Source organism: Cryobacterium sp. MDB2-A-1 (genome assembly GCF_004402675.1).
In the GTDB taxonomy this organism is placed as follows: domain Bacteria; phylum Actinomycetota; class Actinomycetes; order Actinomycetales; family Microbacteriaceae; genus Cryobacterium; species Cryobacterium glucosi.
In genome coordinates, this window is sequence record NZ_SOFK01000035.1 from 23,322 (window position 1) to 42,195 (window position 18,874).

Annotated in this window: 19 protein-coding genes and 1 pseudogene; 13 read left to right on the plus strand and 7 right to left on the minus strand. The window is 64.9% G+C overall.

What is annotated here, in order from left to right:
• The first annotated feature begins 23 nt into the window (after positions 1-23).
• The 6 genes from E3O39_RS14750 (at position 24) to E3O39_RS14775 (ending at position 7,612) form a co-directional block, all read left to right on the plus strand.
• Positions 24-1,340 carry an ABC transporter substrate-binding protein gene (locus E3O39_RS14750; RefSeq protein WP_134445767.1) on the plus strand — a complete coding sequence of 439 codons (1,317 nt, stop codon included), beginning with the start codon at positions 24-26 and terminating at the stop codon, positions 1,338-1,340.
• Positions 1,337-2,290 (plus strand): carbohydrate ABC transporter permease, encoded by a 954-nt coding sequence (locus E3O39_RS14755; protein ID WP_134445768.1) that lies wholly within the window; start codon positions 1,337-1,339, stop codon positions 2,288-2,290. Before E3O39_RS14750 ends, E3O39_RS14755 begins: the two co-directional genes overlap by 4 nt.
• Positions 2,287-3,201, plus strand: a complete 915-nt coding sequence (locus E3O39_RS14760; RefSeq protein ID WP_134445769.1) for a carbohydrate ABC transporter permease — start codon at positions 2,287-2,289, stop codon at positions 3,199-3,201. The genes E3O39_RS14755 and E3O39_RS14760 overlap by 4 nt, the downstream gene beginning before the upstream one ends.
• A gap of 113 nt (positions 3,202-3,314) precedes the next feature.
• Positions 3,315-4,538 carry a sensor histidine kinase gene (locus E3O39_RS14765; protein WP_134445787.1) on the plus strand — a complete coding sequence of 408 codons (1,224 nt, stop codon included), beginning with the start codon at positions 3,315-3,317 and terminating at the stop codon, positions 4,536-4,538.
• Positions 4,535-5,194, plus strand: a complete 660-nt coding sequence (locus tag E3O39_RS14770) for a response regulator transcription factor (RefSeq protein WP_134445770.1) — start codon at positions 4,535-4,537, stop codon at positions 5,192-5,194. Before E3O39_RS14765 ends, E3O39_RS14770 begins: the two co-directional genes overlap by 4 nt.
• 183 nt (positions 5,195-5,377) lie before the next feature.
• Complete coding sequence (locus E3O39_RS14775) at positions 5,378-7,612, plus strand: MMPL family transporter (protein ID WP_134445771.1); 2,235 nt, start codon at positions 5,378-5,380, stop codon at positions 7,610-7,612.
• A 219-nt stretch (positions 7,613-7,831) separates the two neighbouring features.
• Here the strand turns inward: E3O39_RS14775 and E3O39_RS14780 are convergent, their stop codons facing one another.
• Positions 7,832-8,434, minus strand: a complete 603-nt coding sequence (locus E3O39_RS14780) for a heme-binding protein (protein ID WP_134445772.1) — start codon at positions 8,432-8,434, stop codon at positions 7,832-7,834.
• 26 nt (positions 8,435-8,460) lie between these two features.
• Positions 8,461-9,033 carry a TetR family transcriptional regulator gene (locus tag E3O39_RS14785; RefSeq protein ID WP_134445773.1) on the minus strand — a complete coding sequence of 191 codons (573 nt, stop codon included), beginning with the start codon at positions 9,031-9,033 and terminating at the stop codon, positions 8,461-8,463.
• Between the two features lie 131 nt (positions 9,034-9,164).
• Between E3O39_RS14785 and E3O39_RS14790 the strand changes: the two genes are divergently transcribed.
• Positions 9,165-10,073 (plus strand): SDR family oxidoreductase, encoded by a 909-nt coding sequence (locus tag E3O39_RS14790; protein ID WP_134445774.1) that lies wholly within the window; start codon positions 9,165-9,167, stop codon positions 10,071-10,073.
• A gap of 69 nt (positions 10,074-10,142) precedes the next feature.
• Here E3O39_RS14790 and E3O39_RS14795 read toward each other — a convergent pair whose 3' ends face one another.
• Positions 10,143-11,018 carry a helix-turn-helix transcriptional regulator gene (locus E3O39_RS14795; protein WP_134445775.1) on the minus strand — a complete coding sequence of 292 codons (876 nt, stop codon included), beginning with the start codon at positions 11,016-11,018 and terminating at the stop codon, positions 10,143-10,145.
• Between the two features lie 194 nt (positions 11,019-11,212).
• Here E3O39_RS14795 and E3O39_RS14800 point away from each other — a divergent pair, with 194 nt between their 5' ends.
• The 6 genes from E3O39_RS14800 (at position 11,213) to E3O39_RS14825 (ending at position 16,014) form a co-directional block, all read left to right on the plus strand.
• The gene (locus E3O39_RS14800; protein ID WP_241985100.1) at positions 11,213-12,412 is read left to right on the plus strand and encodes an MFS transporter; all 1,200 of its coding nucleotides are present in this window, start codon (positions 11,213-11,215) and stop codon (positions 12,410-12,412) included.
• A 63-nt stretch (positions 12,413-12,475) separates the two neighbouring features.
• On the plus strand, positions 12,476-13,516 hold the full coding sequence (locus E3O39_RS14805; protein ID WP_134445776.1) for an alcohol dehydrogenase catalytic domain-containing protein: 1,041 nt from the start codon (positions 12,476-12,478) through the stop codon (positions 13,514-13,516).
• A gap of 53 nt (positions 13,517-13,569) precedes the next feature.
• On the plus strand, positions 13,570-13,902 hold the full coding sequence (locus tag E3O39_RS14810; RefSeq protein WP_134445777.1) for a carboxymuconolactone decarboxylase family protein: 333 nt from the start codon (positions 13,570-13,572) through the stop codon (positions 13,900-13,902).
• 8 nt (positions 13,903-13,910) lie between these two features.
• A complete protein-coding gene (locus tag E3O39_RS14815; RefSeq protein ID WP_134445778.1) occupies positions 13,911-14,312 on the plus strand; it encodes a cupin domain-containing protein in 402 nt (133 codons plus the stop codon).
• A 371-nt stretch (positions 14,313-14,683) separates the two neighbouring features.
• Entirely contained in the window at positions 14,684-15,568 is an 885-nt protein-coding gene (locus E3O39_RS14820) for a fructose bisphosphate aldolase (RefSeq protein ID WP_134445789.1), read from the plus strand.
• A 44-nt stretch (positions 15,569-15,612) separates the two neighbouring features.
• Positions 15,613-16,014, plus strand: coding sequence for a DUF6855 family protein (locus tag E3O39_RS14825; protein WP_134445779.1), 402 nt, complete (start codon positions 15,613-15,615; stop codon positions 16,012-16,014).
• Between the two features lie 80 nt (positions 16,015-16,094).
• Here the strand turns inward: E3O39_RS14825 and E3O39_RS14830 are convergent, their stop codons facing one another.
• The 4 genes and pseudogenes from E3O39_RS14830 to E3O39_RS19340 form a co-directional block, all read right to left on the minus strand.
• Positions 16,095-16,658, minus strand: a complete 564-nt coding sequence (locus E3O39_RS14830) for a GrpB family protein (protein ID WP_134445780.1) — start codon at positions 16,656-16,658, stop codon at positions 16,095-16,097.
• A gap of 35 nt (positions 16,659-16,693) precedes the next feature.
• Positions 16,694-17,857: a globin domain-containing protein gene (locus tag E3O39_RS14835; protein ID WP_134445781.1), complete on the minus strand. Its 1,164-nt coding sequence runs from the start codon at positions 17,855-17,857 to the stop codon at positions 16,694-16,696.
• Between the two features lie 166 nt (positions 17,858-18,023).
• Positions 18,024-18,497 carry a DUF1990 family protein gene (locus E3O39_RS14840; RefSeq protein ID WP_134445782.1) on the minus strand — a complete coding sequence of 158 codons (474 nt, stop codon included), beginning with the start codon at positions 18,495-18,497 and terminating at the stop codon, positions 18,024-18,026.
• Between the two features lie 73 nt (positions 18,498-18,570).
• Positions 18,571-18,874 (minus strand): annotated as a pseudogene (locus E3O39_RS19340) (hypothetical protein); the annotation flags it as partial.

Sequence of the window (18,874 nt, forward strand, 5' to 3'; positions counted from 1 at the left end):
GGAACCAAGCGCAAGGAGGCGCAATGAGAAACACCAACCGCACCGGGCTCCGGCATCGCAGACGGATCACGGCAACCGCCGTGGTCGTCGCAGCCGCGACTCTCGTCGGACTCTCCGGATGCTCCGCACCCGATACCGGCATCGTCACGCTGAACTTCTTCCAGTTCAAGCCGGAAGCCGTCACGGAGTTCGCGTCGATCATTGACGACTTCGAGGCGGAGAACCCGGGAATCCGGGTCATCCAGAACTCCGTGCCAGACCCGGACACCGCCATCCGCACCCTGCTCGTGAAGGACAAGGTGCCCGACGTGTTGACCCTCAATGCCAACGGCAACTGCGGCGAACTCGCCCGGGCGTGCATCTTCGCCGACCTGGCCGCCACCCCCGTGGCAGCGACGGTCAACCCCGCCGTACAGAACATCGTCCAGGCGCTCGGAACCTGCGCGGCCGACGGCGGGAAGGAAGTGAACGCACTCCCCTTCGCCAGCAACGCCTCCGGCATCCTGTACAACCCGACCATCTTCGCCCAGAACGGCGTCACCGTACCCACCACGTGGACAGAGCTTGTTGCGGCAGCCGAGAAGTTCAAAGCCAACGGCGTCTCGCCCTTCTTCTGCACCCTGAAAGACGCGTGGACCGCCGCCCCCGCGTTCGTCAACCTCGGCGGAACGCTGATGCCGAACGGATTCTTCGACGCCCTCCGTGCCGAAGGCTCCAACGTTTCCTCGGGCACAGTCTCGTTCCAGAAGGACTTCGCCACCGCGGCCCAGAAGGAAGTCACCCTGTTCAGCTATTGCCAGGACAACTTCGCGAGCCGCGACTACAACGCAGGCAACAAGGCCTTCGCGGATGGCGAATCCGCGATGTACCTTCAGGGCTCGTACGCAATTCCTGCCATTCGTGCCAACAATCCCCAGGCGAGCATCGGGTCGTTCCCCTACCCGGTCACCGATGACGCCGACGCCCGCGTCGTAGTCTCCGGTGTCGATGTCGGGATCGCCATCGGCCGGGACACCGCGCATCCTGCCGAAGCGCAGAAGTTCGTCGATTACCTCATGTCTCCCGCGGTCGTCACCGGATATTCCGAGGCTCAGAGCACGTTCTCGCCGTTGGCGAACGCCACCCCCAACACGGACACCGCCCTGGCCGGACTCGAACCCTATTTCACCGCCGGGAAGATCGTCGGCTTCATCGACCATCAGATTCCCGCCGCGGTGCCGCTCGTGAACCTCCTGCAATCGCTCGTGATCAGCGGCGATTCCGGAACCTTCCTGAGCGACCTGGACTCCGAATGGAGCAAGGTCGCGGCCCGCACGACTACTCAGAGACAGGGGAAATGACGATGACGTCGACAGCATCAGTCCGGATCAAGAAACACCGGCCGGAACCTGCAGTATCGGCACCGGCATCCGCCCGGTCGTCGTTCGCCCGCACCCCGCGCACCTTCTACTGGATGGTGGTGCCGGCCGTTGTGATCTTCTTCGGCCTGCACACCGTCCCGGTGCTCTCTGGAATGTTCTTCAGCCTGACCAACTACGCCGGCTATGGCACCTGGGACTTCGTCGGGCTGTCCAACTACGTCAACCTGTTCCAGGACGACCGCGTGCTCAATTCCTACGGGTTCACCTTCGGATTCGCGATCGTCTCCACGGTTTTGGTCAACGTGATCGCCCTGGCCATCGCCCTCGGACTGAACTCGAAGATCAAGTTCCAGGCGGCCTTCCGCGGGGTCTTCTTCATCCCATACGTGCTGGCCATCCTGATCATCGGATACGTCTTCAACTACCTCTTCGCGAACTCCTTCCCGGCGATCTTCACGGCCATCGGGATGCCAGGTCTGGCCACGAACCTGCTGGCCAGCCCGGACTTCGCCTGGGTCGGCATCGTGATCACAACGGTGTGGCAGGCAGCGGCATTCAACGTCATCCTGTATCTGGCCGGCCTGCAGACCATCTCCGCAGACCTGTACGAGGCTGCGTCCATCGACGGCGCATCCGGGTGGCGCCGGTTCCGATCGATTACGTTCCCGCTCATCGGTGCATACTTCACCATCAACATGGTGCTGTCGTTCAAGTCGTTCCTGCAGGTCTTCGACCAGATCGTCGCGCTCACCGCGGGCGGTCCGGGCACGTCCACCGAATCCATCGCCCTGGTCATCTTCCGAGGCGGTTTCCAGGGCGGAGAGTACGGGTACCAGATGGCCAACGCCGTCATCTACCTCTTCGTCATCATCATTGTTTCATTCGTCCAGCTGCGCTTCCTGCAGCGCCGGGAGGCGAGCTTCTCATGACCGATACCCTGACCACCCCGACCGCGTCGCCGACGCCGAACCTGCAGGATGCCGGCATCGCGAAACCGCGCACCCGCCGACGCATCGACGGCGGCAACGGCGGCACCAACTGGTGGCTGACCGCACTCATCGCAGTGTGCTCGCTCACCGTACTCATCCCGCTGTACTTCACCGTCGTCACCGCCCTCAAGACGCCGGACCAACTGGGCGGCACCGGGTTCGAACTGCCTACGAGCATCCGTTGGGAGAACTTCGCGGATGCCTACGAACTCACGAACTTCCCGCGCGCCCTGCTCAACACGGCCCTGATCACAGTCGGTGCGGTCTTCCTCACCCTGCTCACCAATTCGCTCGTGGCCTACGCGATCGCACGCAACATGCACAGGAAGTTCTTCAAGGGGCTGTACTTCTACTTCCTCGCCGCGATCTTCGTGCCGTTCCCGATCATCATGCTGCCGGTGGTCAAGGAGACAGCGGTGCTCGGCATCGACACTCCCGTTGGCCTGATCCTGCTGTACACGGTCTACGGGCTGTCGTTCAACATCTTCATCTTCGTCGCGTACATCAACTCCATTCCGGTCGAGCTGGAGGAAGCCGCCCGCCTCGACGGGGCGAGCACCTGGACGGTGTTCTGGAAGGTGATCTTCCCGTTGCTCTCCCCCATGAACGCGACCGTGGGCATCCTCACCTGCGTCTGGGCGTGGAACGACTTCCTGTTGCCGCTGGTGGTGCTGTCCGACCCCTCGGCGCAGACACTGCCGCTGGCGCAGTTCATCTTCCAGGGCCAGTTCAACACGAACTACCCCGTGGCCTTCGCCTCGTATCTGATGGCCCTCGCACCGCTCCTGGTCGTGTACGTGATCGCCCAGAAGTGGGTCGTGAGCGGGGTCACCCGCGGTTCGGTCAAGTAGCCCGGAACAGCCAGAATCCCGGTGTGTCATGCGGCCGGTGTGGATCTACTGCGAACGCAGTAGATCCACACGGGCCGTCGCGCGTCCTCGAGTGGGAGGATCGACAGGTGACGATGTCGGCCTCCCCCAGAGAACTCGCCGCCTATCGACCCCGCTGGTACCGCAATCCGCGAACACTCGACCTGGCCGCGGTCGCGGTCACACTCGTTGCCGCGGCGACCGAATTCAGTGTCCCCCTGGCCAACGGCACGAGCCTCTTCGGATATCTGCCCCTGACCGTCTCTCTCCTCGGCGTCCTCGTCTCCCGACGGTATCCCTGGACCGGCATCGTGATCGTCACCCTCACGCCGCTGCTCGCGGCCACGGTCGCCTGGGATCCGCTGATCACCTGGAACATTGCCGTGTTCACCGCCTTCTCCGTCACCCTGCGCGCACTTCCGGGCGTATGGGTCGGCCTGCTCGTGGGACCGACCCTGTATTTCGCCGCCGTGATGTACAACGGAATCGGTTTCGGCAGCCCGACCGCCTTCACCGCATTCGCGTTCGGCTTCATGGCCGCCGCCGCGGGAAGCGCGGTGCGCAGCCACGACCGCTATCGAAACGAGCTGGAACAGCGCACGCTCGACGCTCTCGCCGCGCGGGATACCGAGGCGAATGGCCGCGTCACCGAGGAACGCCTCCGGATCGCCCGCGACCTGCACGACGTGATCGGGCACGAGGTGGCCGTCCTCGGAATTCACCTGGGCGTCGCCGAAGTGAACCTGCCGAGCGACGCCGCCGTCGCCCGCGAATCCCTGCACTCGGCGCGCACGAGTGTCCAATCCGTCCTGCTCGAGACCCAGCGCATTCTGCACGTGCTGCGCTCCGACACCACCGAGGGCCGCGACTCCGGCGTCGGCTTGCGGCCGGCGCCGGACTTCTCCGGGATACCCGATCTCATCGAATCCTGCCGGAACGCCGGGGTCGATGTCCGGGCCGACCTCACCCAGGCACCCGCCGCGCTCGATCCCGAAGTGAGCACCGCTGCATTCCGGATTGTGCAGGAGGCCTTGACGAATTCCCAGCGCCACGGTTCGGGACCGGTCACGCTGAGTACGACCCTGTCCGGCGCCGTCCTCACGATCACGGTCTCCAATCCGAAGACCGTGCGCACCGCGAAGATCGCCTCCCCTGCGCGGACGCGGACGGGGGCAGACCTGGCCCCGCGCCGCGGTTACGGTCTCGTCGGAATGCGGGAACGCGCCGCATCGGCCGGCGGCAAACTCGTGGTCGAGGACCGTGATGACCTCTTCCACGTCACCGCGACCCTCCGGGTCGACGGAGGCAGGATCCGATGATCCGGGTCATGATCGTGGACGACCAGGAGATGATCCGGGTCGGGCTGCGCGCCATCCTCGCCCCGGAGCCGGACATCGACGTCGTGGCGGATGCCGCCGACGGTTTCGAAGCGCTCCAGCAGATCGTCGGGCTGTCCGTCGACGTGGTTCTGATGGACATCCGCATGCCCGGAATCGATGGCGTCGAAGCCACCCGGCGCCTGCGCCTCGACTTTCCGCCCGAAGAACTGCGCATCATCATCCTGACCACGTTCGAAAACGACGAGAACGTCTTCGCAGCACTCCGGGCCGGCGCGAACGGCTTTCTCAGCAAGGGCATCGGACCGACCGAACTTGTGGCCGGGATCGTCGACGTCGCCTCCGGTGGCGGCGCTTTGTCCGCCGCCGCGACCGCGGCGCTCATCCACCACGTCGCCGAGGAACACCGCCCGGCTGTCGACGCGGCCATGGTCGATCGCTTCTCCGTGCTCACACCCCGCGAACGAGACGTCGTCATCGCCATCGCAACGGGGCGCGACAACGCCCAGATCGCATCCGACATGTTCGTCTCGCCATACACGGTCAAGACCCACGCCAACCGGGCGATGATGAAGCTCGGCGCCCGTGACCGCGCCCAGCTCGTCACCTTCGCCTACCGCGCCGGGCTCTCCGCGTAGCCGGCTCACTCCCACACCCGGTCTACTGCGCACGCAGTAGACCGGCCGATGCGCCTGGACGAGGTGGCCGAGCCGCCCCGCGGGAACGATAGGAACTGTCCCTGCCGCACGGCAGCATCCGCCTGGCCCAACCGGCCGACCGCGAATGCCCGGACGCCTCTCTTCGCGAGTCCTAGGAGCATCATGGCCACGTTTCTTTCCCTCATCGGGCGCTTCAGCGCCCGGCACAGACTGGTGGTGGTCGGCGCCTGGCTGCTGATCTTCGTCGGCCTCATCGGCACCTTGGTCGTTGCGAGCGGCCAGGGCTCCCCCGGAACGGCCTCCACGTCGATTCCGAGCACGCAGTCCTCCCAGGCGCTGGAGCGGATGAGCCAGGAATTCCCCGATCTGGGCACCAGCACGCCCTCCTCATTGCAGCTCGTCTTCCAGTCCGACACGGGGGCCGCCGTCACGGATGCCGCCGCCACCGCTCAGATCGCCGGCGTCCTGGCCGATGCCGCGACCATCCCGGACATCGCGTCCGTCAGCGACCCTTTCGACGCGCAGAAGCCGTACATCTCCCAGGACGGGAGCACCGCCGTTTCGACGCTCAGCTTCGGCGACCTATCCGCCGACCAGCAGAAAGCCTCCTACGAGGCAGCCCTCACCGTGCAAGCGGATGCCCCTGACGGCCTCCGGGTCGAGGTCGGCGGAAACCTGGTCCCGCTCGGCGCCCCGCCCGCGGGCATCGGTGAGGGCGTCGGAGTGATCGTCGCCTTCCTCGTCCTGATCCTCACCTTCGGGTCGCTCCTCGCGGCCGGGGTCAACCTCCTGATCGCCGTCTTCGGCGTCGGCGTCGGCCTCGTGGGCGTTCTCGCCTATGGGGCGCTGACCCCGATCGGCGACACGACCATCATCCTCGCGCCCATGCTCGGCCTCGCCGTCGGGATCGACTACAGCCTGTTCATCCTGACCCGGTTCCGCGCCGAGCTCCGCAGCGGCAGGAACGTCGAAGACTCCGTCGCCCGGGCAACGGGAACCGCCGGAAGCTCTGTGGTGTTCGCCGGCCTCACCGTCATCATCGCCCTGGTCGGCCTCCTCGTCGCGAACATCAGTTTCATCACGGAGATGGGCATCGCCGCCGCCTTCGCCATCCTCGTTTCGGTGCTGATGGCCCTGACCCTCCTCCCGGTCCTGATGCGCACCCTCGGACGCCGGGTTCTGCCGAAGAAGCAACGCACCCGCCGCTCGAACGCCTTCGGGACGCCATCCGATGGTTCGACGGACGCGCAGTCCCCCACTCGGAAAGGGTTCCTCCGGCGCTGGGGGACGTTCGTCGTCGCCCATCCGGTCCGGTCGCTGCTCGCCGGCGTTGTCGTGCTTGTCATTGTCGCCGCCCCCATCCTCAGCATGAAGACCGCATTCAGCATCCCCGGCGGCGCCGACCCGACCTCGACGCAGCGGACCGCGTACAACCTCATCATCGACGAATTCGGCGGGGTGCAAAGCCCGCTCGTCGTGCTCGCCGAAGCCGACGGCGATATCACCGCCCAGACCGCATCCGTCCAGGACGCACTCGCCAGCCTTCCCGGTGTCCAGATGGTCGTTCCCGGCCCGATCAGCGCCGACGGAAACGTCGCACTCCTGACCGTGATCCCCGCAGAAGGCCCCATCGATCAGCAGACGAAGGACCTCGTCCAGCAGATCCGCACCGACGCCGACTCTGTGCCCGGAATCCACCTCGAGGTGACCGGAGAGACCGCGATCGGCATCGACCAGGACCAGGCCCTCCAGGACGCGCTGATCCGGTATCTCATTGTCATCGTCGTCATCTCCCTGGTGCTCTTGATCGTCATGTTCCGGTCGCTGCTCATCCCGCTCATCGCCACCCTCGGCTACCTGCTCTCCGTCGGCGCCTCCTTCGGCGCGAGCGTCGCCGTCTTCCAGTGGGGCTGGCTCGATCCCCTGATCCCGGCGCCCCAGGGCGACCCGATGATGAGCATCCTGCCGATCCTGCTCGTCGGCGTGCTCTTCGGGCTCGCCATGGATTACCAGGTCTTCCTGGTGTCCCGGATCCAGGAGATGCACAACACGGGAATGTCGCCGAAGCAGGCGATCATCGAAGGCTTCTCCCGTTCGGGCCCGGTCCTGGTGGCTGCGGCAACCATCATGACCGTCGTCTTCGCGGGCTTTGCGACGAGCACCTTCCCGATCGCCGCATCCATCGCCTTCGGGCTCGTGGTCGGAGTGATGGCTGACGCCTTCATCGTGCGCCTCATCCTGATGCCCGCAATGATGTCCCTGCTCGGCAAGGCCGCGTGGTGGCTGCCGAAGTGGCTCGATCGCCTCCTCCCGAATCTTGACATGGAAGGCCATGCACTCGACGAGCGCCCCGATTCCCAGCCCGACAAGCGGGAAGCCGTACTCGTGACCGAGTAGCCATTGGTGGGGCCGGTGCATGCATCATGCACTGGCCCGCCCGGAGGCACGAATTATTTCTTGCCCTTCTTGTCGTCCAAGCGGTTGTCGGCTAAGGGGTTGGCAGAGATCCCGCCAGGGGTTAGCAGGGATGGGCCGGCGTTCCGGCTGCGGCTCTTCGATTCCCATCAGCGCCTGTGCGTCAAGTCGGCCAGGGCGCCCTCGACCTGGCTGACGAGGTTACGGCCGAGTCTCTGCCTCGGTGGGCACGATATCGAGCAGGACCTCGTTACGACGCAGGAACGAGGGCATGAACGGTGGATCGAAACGGGCGAAACGGGGCTCTCCCCACGCCGTGAATCCAGAGGCGGCTATCGCTCCCCGGAGCAACTCCAGATGGCGCGCATACCCGGCCTCGTCCCACCGGCCGCGATACCTCACCGCAGCGGTGAGACTCCCCGGAATGCTCCTCAGCCGCACCTGCGGGCTGGTCGGTTGTGGAGCCGTCTCGATCGTGAGGCCCGTGGGGAGCACGAAGGCAACGCGGAACGCCCCCTTCTCGCCAGGATCACCTGGCTTTCCGCCGACGGCCTCCTGAACGACAGGAGCGGTCATCGCGATCTTCGTCGACGCCTCGGCCTGCACGACAGGCGCGGTCATCGCGACCTTCTGACGAACGGAATTCTCACCGCTGATATAGGCGAACAGGTATCGGAATGCACGATTGCCGGCATCTTCGAATGGCCCTGTCGTGATGACCTCGGCGACGAGATGCTCCGGGTAGCGACGCAACTCGAAACCATCGTTATTGCCCACGACCGCATAGGGCTGTTGTTCGGTCATGCTCTCAAGCTACTCCGCGTTCAGGTCTAGCCAACGATGATGCTGGGTGTGACCTCACGAAGCTGGCAGACGGTGTCACGGATGCACTCAGCCCAGTCCTCGGAAGGCGTACCCGTGATCCATCTCTCGAAGCCGATCTTGAACACGGTCACACCCGTCTCGGCGGCAAGGGTCGCCGACGGCTCCGCAACCCCGCGCTCGCGCAGCGCCCCCGCGACGGATGCGCTCAGGGTCGAAAATTTCAGCAGTTCGCGCTCCTGGAGTGCGGGATTGGCCGAGATGATCGCGGCCCGCCGAATGGAGTGTGCACGGTCGAAGACCAGTCCGCCGACCTTGTTCATGGCCGCAATGACCACGTCGACCGGTCGCACATCTTCGGGCGTCTCGGCAATGGTCGCGAGGATGATGCGCTGGAGTTCCTGGGATCCCTGGAAGAGCACCTCCCGTTTGTCGGCGAAGTAACGGAAGAACGTGCGCTCAGTAACACCCGCTCGTTCCGCGATCTCAAGGGCCGTCGTCTGCTCGAAGCCGCGCTCCGAGTAGAGCTCCAGTGCGGCGCGCGCGAGCCGACCGTGCGCATCCGGTAGCCAGCGTCCCATGAAAGGCAGTCTACGATCTTTCGAGTTGATGTCGGTCGCTGACATTACGTGCTACTCTGACGTCAGCAACTGACATCAGTAGCCGATGCCTGGCAACCGACCGGGCGCGCGTCTCGAAGGAGAAGTCACTCATGCGTATTTTCATCACCGGCGCTTCCGGCTGGATCGGCTCTGCCGTATCCCAGGAAATCATCGCTGCCGGACACGAGGTCGTCGGCCTGGCGCGAAACGACGAGTCGTTCGCGAAACTGCAGGCCGCCGGCGTCACTCCCCATCGCGGGAATCTCGACGATCTCGACAGCATGCGCGAGGCGGCGGCAGCAGCGGATGGCGTCATCCATCTGGCATACAAGCACGACTTTTCCGACATGGCGGGTGCCGGCGCGACCGAGCGAGCCACCATCGAGATGTTCGGGGACACCCTCGCCGGCTCGGATCGCCCGTTCCTGTTCGCGTCTGGTGTTGCGGGGCTCGCGCCTGGCAGGCTCGCAAGCGAGGACGACGCGGTTCCGTTCAGCGGGCCTGAGGCGCCGCGCGGGGGCGCAGAGGCGCTCGCGCTTTCCTATGCCGACCGCGGAATCCGCTCCGTCGCCCTCCGTTTCTCCCCGACAGTCCACGGTGAGGGCGACCACGGATTCATGCAGGTGATCTCAGGGATCGCCGGCGAAAAGGGTGTCTCCGGCTATGTCGGTGACGGTTCCAGCCGCTGGCCTGCCGTGAATCGTCTGGATGCAGCGAGGATGGTGGCACTCGCACTCGCGAAGGCGCCTGCCGGATCCCGCGTGCACGCCGTCGGCGAAGAGGGCATCTCGTCGCTCGAGATTGCCGCCGCAATCGGCGACGCTCGAGGCATCCCACTGGTGTCGATTCCCCCGGAAGATGCCGCCGCGCACTTCGGCTGGATCGGCATGTTCTTCGGCCTGGACGTTCCCACCTCGAGCGCCCGGACGCAGGACCTGCTCGGCTGGACACCGACGCACGCCGGCCTTGTCGACGATATCAAGTCCGGCTTCTACGGGTCGAGGCGTCCCGCCCAGTAGTCCCTTCGTTCGTCGGCACCTGATCGGTGAATGAACAGCAGGCAACATCGCCTCACTGAAGCGAAGCCCTTACCGGGGTTCGGCCGCTTCGATTCGCGGGGCTGCCCAGCTGGCCAGGAGTCGCAGACGCTCTGCGCTGGGTGAGCCGGGTTCCGCGGTGTAGATCATAAGAACGAATCCTGGGTCGGCGGTGATGATGAGCTCTTCATAGGCAAGAGTGAGCTCGCCGACGACGGGGTGATTGAAGCGTTTTGTGCCGGAGCCGTGGGTGCGGACGTCGTGGGCCCCCCAGAGCTGGCGGAATGTGTCGCTGCGGGTGGATAGTTCGCCGACGAGGTCCTGGAGGCCTTTGTCGTTGGGGTCGCGCCCTGCTTCGGCACGCATGATTGCGACGCACATTCCGGCGAAGAGATCCCAGTCCGGATAGAAGTCGCGTGATGCGGGGTCGAGGAATTGGAACCGGGCCAGGTTCGGTGTGCGCCCACCGTCGCCGATCAGTGGCGAGTAGAAGGCACGTCCGAGTTCGTTTGTGGCGAGAAGATCCTGGTGCTGGTCGCGCACGAATGCCACGCCGTCGGTGATCGTGCTGAGTACCCAGTGAAGACTGAGCCTGCTCACGGCGTTCTTTGTGGCGCGCCTGCGCGGACGTCCGGACAATGGGACGCCGTCTGCTGCGCGGGCGAGGTCGAAGAGGTGGGTCCGTTCCGTGTCGTCGAGGTTGAGTGCGCGGGCAAGGGCGTCGAGAACGGAGGAGGACGCCCCTCCGATCGCGCCACGTTCGAGCTTGGCGTAGTACTCGACACTGACGCCGGCGAGCGTTGCCACCTCGGTGCGACGGAGCCCCGCCACCCGCCGGTTTGCTCCGGCGGGAAGGCCCACCTGTTCCGGAGCAATTTTCGCGCGGCGGGACATGAGGAATTCGCGTACCTCGGAGTGATTGTCCATGTCGACGAGACTACGTCTCCGGCACTGGGCGCGGGGTGCCCTGCTGGTACACCCCTCGACAGAGACTCCCTCCCGGGGTGCACAGCGCGTTGACTGAGGCATATGCAACAACCGGCTGTTCACGGCGGGCACGGTGTGGACCGTTGCGCACCCGTGGGCAGTAACGCATGCAACAGTCGGCGGTGAGGAGAATCTTGAACACGACCATCACGGTGCCACCACCGGCCGCCGTCGAGACGATGAAGCGTTTGCCTCTGGCAACCCTGGTTGCCTTGGCGGTCATCGGCTTCGTTCTCGTGGCGATGGAGACCATGCCGGCCGGCCTGCTTCCGGTCATCGCCGCCGGCATGGGGACCAGCGAAGGCACCGTCGGGCTATTTGTGAGCGCATACGCCCTCGGCACGGTCATCATCACGATCCCGGCCATCACCCTGACCCGGGGAATGCGCCGAAAGCCCCTGCTCCTCGGAACGATCCTCGGTCTCATCCTCGCGAACAGCGTCACCGCACTCTCCAGCGACGTGGCTCTGTCCCTGCTGTCACGGTTCGTTGCGGGGGCATTCTCAGGAATCATCTGGGGGATGCTCGCGGCCTACGGTCGAAAGATCAGCCCGCCGTCCCGCGCAGGGCTGTCCCTGGCGATCGTCTCCGGCGGGGCACCGGTCGGATTCGCCCTCGGTACACCCCTCGGATCCTGGCTTGGAACGACATTCGACTGGAGGTGGGCATTTGGCGGCCTCACCGCAGTGGCCATCATCGCCGGTGCGCTCATCGCCGCGATCGCCCCCGACGCCCACGGACAGCCGGGAAGCTCACGACTGCCCTTGGTCCGGGTGTTCCGAATCCCCGGCATCGCCATCATTCTGTCCGTCATCTTCACCTGGATGTTGGCGCACAACACGATCTACACCTATCTCTCCCCGTACCTCAGGGCGACCAGCAGCAGCCTCACCGTCGACGTTCAGCTTTTCATCTTCGGAGTCGCCTCGATCGGCGGCATCGTCATCACCGGGGCGCTGCTGGACCGCTATTCGAGACCGCTGCTGCACGGCAGCGCGGCGCTGTTCATCATGGCCGGTGTTGTCCTCCTCATCGGGCACACCTCGACCGCGGCGATCGTCGTCGCGACCGTTCTGTGGGGAATCGCGTTCGGCGGGGTATCCGCCCAGGTCCAAGCCGCTCTCACCACAACGGGAGGCAACGACTCGGATATCGCCAACTCGTTCCTGCCGGTGGCGTTCAACCTCGCCATCTTCACCGCCGGCATTCTCGGCGCCGCCCTACTGACAGTCTTCGACGGCCTCGTCCTCACCGTCGTGATGATCGTGTTCGGCCTCACCGCGCTCCTGCTCACCGTCTACGGACGTCGCACCGCTTTCCCCGTCCGCCTCTAGCAACCATTTCCCACAATTTCTCAACCATTCGACCAATCGACAGCAACACATCTGGAGATAGCAATGAAAGCGATATACATGTTCGGTGCTGGCGACGTTCGTCTCGTCGACGCCCCCGACCCCGTCGTGCACGACACCACCGACGCCGTCGTCCGAATCGTTCGGGCCTGCGTGTGCGGTTCCGACCTGCACCCGTTCCACAGCATGCCGAGCACCCCGGGTGGGGTGTCCATGGGGCACGAATTCATCGGCGTCGTCGAGGAAGTCGGATCCGACGTCCGCACCCTCGCGCCCGGCGACCTTGTCATCTCTCCGTTCGCCTTCTCCGACGGAACGTGCGAATTCTGCCGCGAAGGCCTCTACACCTCCTGCATCCACGGCGGATTCTGGGACATGCCCGGCATAGGCGGCGCCCAGGCCGAAGGCATCCGGGTCCCCTTCGCCGATGGGACCCTCGTGAAAGTCCCCGGCATCGACGAGAAGTCCCCGCTGCTCACCTCGCTGCTGACCCTGTCCGACGTCTACGGCACCGGGTGGCACGCAGCCAGCCGCGCTGGTGTCACCGCCGGAGACACTGTCGCGGTCATCGGTGACGGAGCGGTCGGCCTGATGGCGGTCCTCTCAGCCAAGCAGCTCGGCGCCGAGCGCATCATCCTGATGGGGCGCCACCAGGCGCGCACCGACCTCGGGCGGGAATTCGGCGCAACCGACGTCGTCGCAGAACGCGGCGACGAAGGCATCAACAAGGTCCGCGAACTCACCGGCGGTCACGGCGTCCGGAAGGTGCTCGAAGCGGTCGGGCATCTGCCCGCCTACGAACAGGCCTACCGCATCGTCCGGCCCGGCGGAGTCATCAGCCGCGTCGGCGTTCCCCAGTATGAGGACGCACCGATCGGGTTCGGCAGCCTCTTCGGCGCCAACATCACCCTGACCGGCGGCCCGGCTCCTATGCGGGCCTACATCGAACGGCTGATGCCGGCGATCCTCGACGGCACCGTCAACCCCGGAAGGGTCTTCGACCGTACCGTCACCCTCGACGCCGTCCCCGAGGCGTACCGTGCCATGGACGACCGCGAAGCCCTCAAGGTCATGATCGCCTTCTGAACGACACACTCCTGCCGCTCCCCGCACCATCGACCACCCCTGAAAGGAACACCATGACCAGCCAACGCACGCAGGTCGGAGGAGGCCGGAACCTGTTCGGCGACTTCGCTCCGAAACTCGCCGAACTCACCGACGACGTCCTCTTCGCCGACGTCTGGAACCGCCCCGAACTCTCCGCCCGCGACCGCAGCCTGATCACCGTGGCCGTACTCACGGCCGGCGGGAACACCGACCAGTTGACCTTCCACCTCGATCACGCCGTCAAGAACGGCGTAACCCAGATCGAACTCATCGAAGCCATCACGCACGTCACGCTCTACGCCGGCTGGCCCCGGGGCATGGCCGCAATGGGCGTCGCCAAGCAGTATTTCTCCAAGAACGAGTAAGGAACATCATGATCATCGAACCTGCAGTACCGACCACACTCAACCCGGCCGCCCAGTTCGCCGGTGAAGTCTGGCTCGACCCGATCGCACTGCCCCACGAGGCCGACCAGCGCATGGTCGTCGTGACGGTGCGGTTCGCTCCAGGAGCCCGCACCGCCTGGCACTCCCACGAACTGGGCCAGTACGTCCGCGTCACGCAGGGCGTCGCCCGTTTCGGAGCGCGAGACGGCTCGATCATCGAGGTCCACCCCGGCCAGACGCTCTACACCCCGCCAGGCGAACAGCACTGGCACGCGGCAGCCCCCGGCGTCTTCATGGAGCACATCGCCATGGTTCAGTCGGGCGACGACCCGGCCAAAACCACCACCTGGCTTGAGCACATCACCGATGACGAGTACAACGGCAGCTAAAGGCCGTCTGCCGACAATTCCGTGCGCGAGTTCCTGACGCTGCGACGCCGGGCATTCGGGGAGCCGCAGCCGCCACTTGGGGTTCCGGTGCGACGGAAGTGGGTGCGGCCGGGTTCGTGAGTTCTGCACCAGACCGGCCGCCTTGGCGAAGCTGGTGCGGGCGCCGGTGGCATAGCCCAAGGCACCACGCAGGTAACGTCCCCGGGCACCAATCGAGTCAGTCCATCCGATGACGCTGGCTCAGCTTCGAGAATCACCCGGTGCCGGCACGAGGCCTGGGCCGACAGCCGGAAATCGGCGCGGTGAACCGCTCGGGCGACGATCACCGCTCGCTAAACTGGACTCGAGTCCACGACCTTTTTGGAGGGACTTTGAATACCGAACAAGCAGCAAGGATGAACACCGGAGTCGGCTTCGTCGCAGCACTTGACCAAAGCGGCGGCAGCACGAGTGGCGCTCTGAAGCTCTATGGCATCGACCCGGCCTCGTACGGCAGCGATGAGCAGATGTTCGACCTGATGCATCAGATGCGTGCCCGTGTAATGACGGCCGCAAGCTTCACCTCCGACCGCATCCTCGCGACGATCCTCTTCGAGCAGACCATGGACCGCACCGTTAACGGCCAGTTGACGGGTGAGTACCTCACCGCCCGAGGTATCGTGCCAATCGTCAAGGTCGATCAGGGCCTGGCCGCTGAGGAGGACGGCGTCCAGTTGATGAGGCCCCTCACCAAGCTGGAACCCCTCCTCACCCGTGCCGTTGAACGCACGATGTTCGGCACGAAGATGCGTTCCGTGATCAAGTCAGCCAACCCCGCCGGAATCCAGGCGATCGTCGACCAACAGTTTGCCGTCGCCGCGCAGGTTCTTTCCCATGGCCTGGTGCCGATCTTGGAACCCGAAGTCGACATACATGCCCCTGACAAGGCCGAAGCCGAAAACCTGCTCAAAGCCGACGTGTTGGCGGCCCTCGACCGGCTCCCCACCGACCAGCCTGTGATCGTCAAGCTGTCGATCCCGACGGTACCCGACTTCTACACCGACCTGATCGAGCATCCGCTGGTATTGCGGGTGGTAGCACTCTCCGGTGGCTACAGCCAAAGTGAGGCCTGCCGATTGCTGGCCGAGAACCACGGTTTGAGCGCCAGTTTCAGCCGGGCGCTGCTCGAGGGCCTTACCGTCCAGCAATCGGACGCAGCCTTCAACGCAATGCTGGCCACCTCCATCGAGCGGATCTACACGGCGTCCACGACCTGACCCCCGGCATTCCCAAGCTGCGGGGTGCGTGATATACGTAGCTCATGACCACTGGAAGCAAAGACGAACCGTGGATTCTGTCCACCCCGCCGGGTACGAGCCAGTACACGATGTACCGCGACGAGTCGAGCACACCACCGAGCCTGGTCTGCCAGGTCGGATCAACAAAGCTCAGCTACGACGCCCGAGCCGTTGAGGACCTGCACACCTGGCTCACGGAGCATGGTGATTGGGTACCGCTGGGTGCCGCGGACGAGAAGAAAGTCCCGGCTGAGGGGAGTGTCGAGGCGTGGGGCCGGTCCGAGTCCAACCCGCTCGGCGGCTGGTACGGGCTCCGGAACGGATACCGCGGGCGATTCGGCATGTATCTTCCGCCGTTGCTCGAAGCGCTCGGACTCGCCGAACTCACCCACGACCCCCGCAACAACAGCATGCGCGCACGCTAGAAGTCCCTCCCTGCGGTCCCGTATGACAACGGGCCGTCGGATCCACAGGACGGCAGCTTCCCTGCGACATTCTGGTGAGGCTAGGTTCCGGACGCAAGTGCACGCGCAATGATCGCCGCGATGACGTCGGCCTTGGCTTCGGCGTATGCATTCATGTCGTCGAAACCCTCACCCAACAACGCGCTCTTGGTCGCTTCATATAGGGACCGGTCGTCAGCATCCGCACGAAGACGGTTGCGGAAGAGGAGGTACCTGTCGATAGCCGAATCGCCTCTTTGCAGGATGTGGATGTGCACATCGCGTGCCGAGGTTCGCACCAGGCGATGGCCGGGCTCACGAACGCGCAACTCGTATCCCACGGATAAGAGAGGTCCGAGATAGTCCTCCTCCACCGTGATATCGCCGACCGTGACCAGGATGTCGATAATCGGCTTGGCCGCCAGCCCGGGTACCGAGGTCGATCCGATGTGTTCAACCTCGACTTCCGTCGTTCCGAGCGCCTTCCGCAGACGATTCTGGTGGGCAAGGAAGATAACGGGCCAGCTGTCGTCATAGGCAACGAGTTCCAGCTCGCGCTTCTCAGATCCGCCGACAAGCTCGACCGCTACAACGTCTGGTCGACGCGATACGAAGTCCTTGGTCATGCGATCATCCTCGCATCGGTTTTGCCCGGTAGCGCTCAGACGCCCGCGAGCCAGAGGTCGGGTCCGAAGATCTCGTAGTGGATGCGATTGGCAGGGACCCCTGCAGCCAGCGCCTGCGAGCGCAGGCTGCGCATAAACGGGAGCGGCCCGCACAGGTAGACCGAGGCGTTGTCGGGAATGGTCACATTCTCGAGAGACATGAAACCCTCGTGGTGACCGGCGCTCGGGATTTCCAGCCACAGCTCCAGCTCGGCGGCCTCGAGCAGGGCGATGTCCTCGCTCATCTGGTCGCGCAGCGCCCAGCGTTCCAGGTTGCTTTCGGCGTGCAGGACGAGCACTTCGCGCTTCGAGGCACCGTCCACCAGCGAGCGCAGGATGGACGCGCTTGGCGTGCAGCCGATACCAGCCGAGGCCAGGACGAGCGGGCCGTCGCCGCGGTCCAGGGTGATGTCCCCGCAGGGCACAGAGAGGATCAGCGTGTCGCCGACCTGCACGTCGCGGTGCAGGGCTGGGGAGACCTCGCCGTTCGCATCCAGCTTGGTGGTGAAGACGCGGGTCGTGGCCGTGCCGGCTGACAAGGAGTATTGCCGCACCTGATGGATGCCGTCGGGCATCCGCACGGTGACGCTCACGTACTGGCCGGGCAATGCGGGCGAGACCGGGGTGTCATCGGCCGGTTCGAGGGTGAACGTGACGGCGTCGGTACCGGCCGTTTCCTTCTTCACGACGACCCAGGGCGCGAGGGGCTTGTCGCTTGCGAGGCCGGAGTAAAGTCCGCTCTCCATCTTGATCAGGGCGTGGGCCATCAGCCAGTAGACCTCGGTCCAGGCACCGGCGATCTCCGTTGTGATGACGTCGCTGAGCTCGTCGGCGATGGCTTCGAAGAGGTATTTGTAGACAATGTCGTACTGCTCGGGCCGGATGTCGAGGGAGACGTGCTTGTGCGCGATGCGGGAGAGCATGGCCTCGGGAGTGGTCTCGGGATTCTGAACCAGGTGCGTCGCGAACACTGCGATGCTGCCGGCGAGTGCCTGCTGCTGAGAGCCGTTCTTCTGATTCGAGCGGCTGAACAGGCCGTCGAAGAGCTCGGGGTGGGCGGTGAGCATGCGGCCGTAGAAATTCCTGGCGATTTCGGGCATGCGCTCGCCTACGAGGGGCAACGTCGCTTCGATCAGGGGCAGAGACTGGGCAGAGAGCATGTTGACTCCAAACATTTAGGTATTTAAATCAAAACTATCATTTTAATTTTGTATACGCGGATTCTGCGACGTGCAGGACGTTCCGAGCGCAGGGAAGCGCCTCAAAGGACGACTCCGGCCAGAGAGGAAACCCGGCTCATGCTCAGAACCAGCCCGCGCCAGTGGCTCAGCGAAGTGACCGCAGGTAGCGTCTACGCGCGATCCGTTGGGCGATGAGCAATAGTGGGTAGAGGGCTCGCCAAGGCTGCTGTGGCGCAGGTCGCGTGAGCGAGCGCACGGTGAGACGCACCTCGTCGCCACGTCGGTGCACGATGAACGCCTCTTCACCACTGACCGGGTGCCCAGGCAGGGTTCGGTATGCAAAGCCGACCCGGTCGGACTCCTTGACGACCTCAACGACCTCCACGGGCTCGACAACGGTCACAGTGAGCACACGTGCGGTGACGATGACATGGTCCCCCTGTGACACCGGCCCGGTCGAGTCGACCGCAAACCCGCTCGCTGTTTTCACCCGCCACCGGACGACGTCCCTGGTGGCGCGCTCCCAGATGGCGTCACCATGCCCCACGAGCGCCGACACTTCGGAGCGCCGGTACCCACGGTCGCTCGCCGGCCATTCACCACGTTCCGGACTGGTCATGCGTCACCTCGTTCGCTGCGTCGAGAGCATTCTCGACCGAAGCCGCGTAGGTCAGCTGCATTTGTCCGGGGCGTCATTGAAGAGAGCCACCCAGTCGCAGATCGCGCCATCCGAAGCCGTCCGAATCGGGCAGCGCGTCGCGGATTTGTGCGTCGTTGAAGGGGAGATGGGGACGGAGATCATCGGGTAGCTCGGCAGCGGGCAGAGCAGCATCTGTGACGCCTTCGGCCAGCATCCGCGCTTGGGCTTTCGCCAGAAGCGGCACCGTCAGCGTGCGTCTCTGTCGGCGGCCATGACAAGCTGCCCATAGGCGGCCATGGAACTGCCCGCTGACGGCCAGTAGAACTGCCCGCTGGTGGCCATGAGATCTGCCCACT

Coding starts and splice junctions, on each gene's coding strand:
- E3O39_RS14750 (WP_134445767.1), top strand. CDS start 24: ATGAGAAACACCAACCGCACCGGGCTCCGGCATCGCAGACGGATCACG.
- E3O39_RS14755 (WP_134445768.1), top strand. CDS start 1,337: ATGACGATGACGTCGACAGCATCAGTCCGGATCAAGAAACACCGGCCG.
- E3O39_RS14760 (WP_134445769.1), top strand. CDS start 2,287: ATGACCGATACCCTGACCACCCCGACCGCGTCGCCGACGCCGAACCTG.
- E3O39_RS14765 (WP_134445787.1), top strand. CDS start 3,315: ATGTCGGCCTCCCCCAGAGAACTCGCCGCCTATCGACCCCGCTGGTAC.
- E3O39_RS14770 (WP_134445770.1), top strand. CDS start 4,535: ATGATCCGGGTCATGATCGTGGACGACCAGGAGATGATCCGGGTCGGG.
- E3O39_RS14775 (WP_134445771.1), top strand. CDS start 5,378: ATGGCCACGTTTCTTTCCCTCATCGGGCGCTTCAGCGCCCGGCACAGA.
- E3O39_RS14780 (WP_134445772.1), bottom strand. CDS start 8,434: ATGACCGAACAACAGCCCTATGCGGTCGTGGGCAATAACGATGGTTTC.
- E3O39_RS14785 (WP_134445773.1), bottom strand. CDS start 9,033: ATGGGACGCTGGCTACCGGATGCGCACGGTCGGCTCGCGCGCGCCGCA.
- E3O39_RS14790 (WP_134445774.1), top strand. CDS start 9,165: ATGCGTATTTTCATCACCGGCGCTTCCGGCTGGATCGGCTCTGCCGTA.
- E3O39_RS14795 (WP_134445775.1), bottom strand. CDS start 11,018: ATGGACAATCACTCCGAGGTACGCGAATTCCTCATGTCCCGCCGCGCG.
- E3O39_RS14805 (WP_134445776.1), top strand. CDS start 12,476: ATGAAAGCGATATACATGTTCGGTGCTGGCGACGTTCGTCTCGTCGAC.
- E3O39_RS14810 (WP_134445777.1), top strand. CDS start 13,570: ATGACCAGCCAACGCACGCAGGTCGGAGGAGGCCGGAACCTGTTCGGC.
- E3O39_RS14815 (WP_134445778.1), top strand. CDS start 13,911: ATGATCATCGAACCTGCAGTACCGACCACACTCAACCCGGCCGCCCAG.
- E3O39_RS14825 (WP_134445779.1), top strand. CDS start 15,613: ATGACCACTGGAAGCAAAGACGAACCGTGGATTCTGTCCACCCCGCCG.
- E3O39_RS14830 (WP_134445780.1), bottom strand. CDS start 16,658: ATGACCAAGGACTTCGTATCGCGTCGACCAGACGTTGTAGCGGTCGAG.
- E3O39_RS14835 (WP_134445781.1), bottom strand. CDS start 17,857: ATGCTCTCTGCCCAGTCTCTGCCCCTGATCGAAGCGACGTTGCCCCTC.
- E3O39_RS14840 (WP_134445782.1), bottom strand. CDS start 18,497: ATGACCAGTCCGGAACGTGGTGAATGGCCGGCGAGCGACCGTGGGTAC.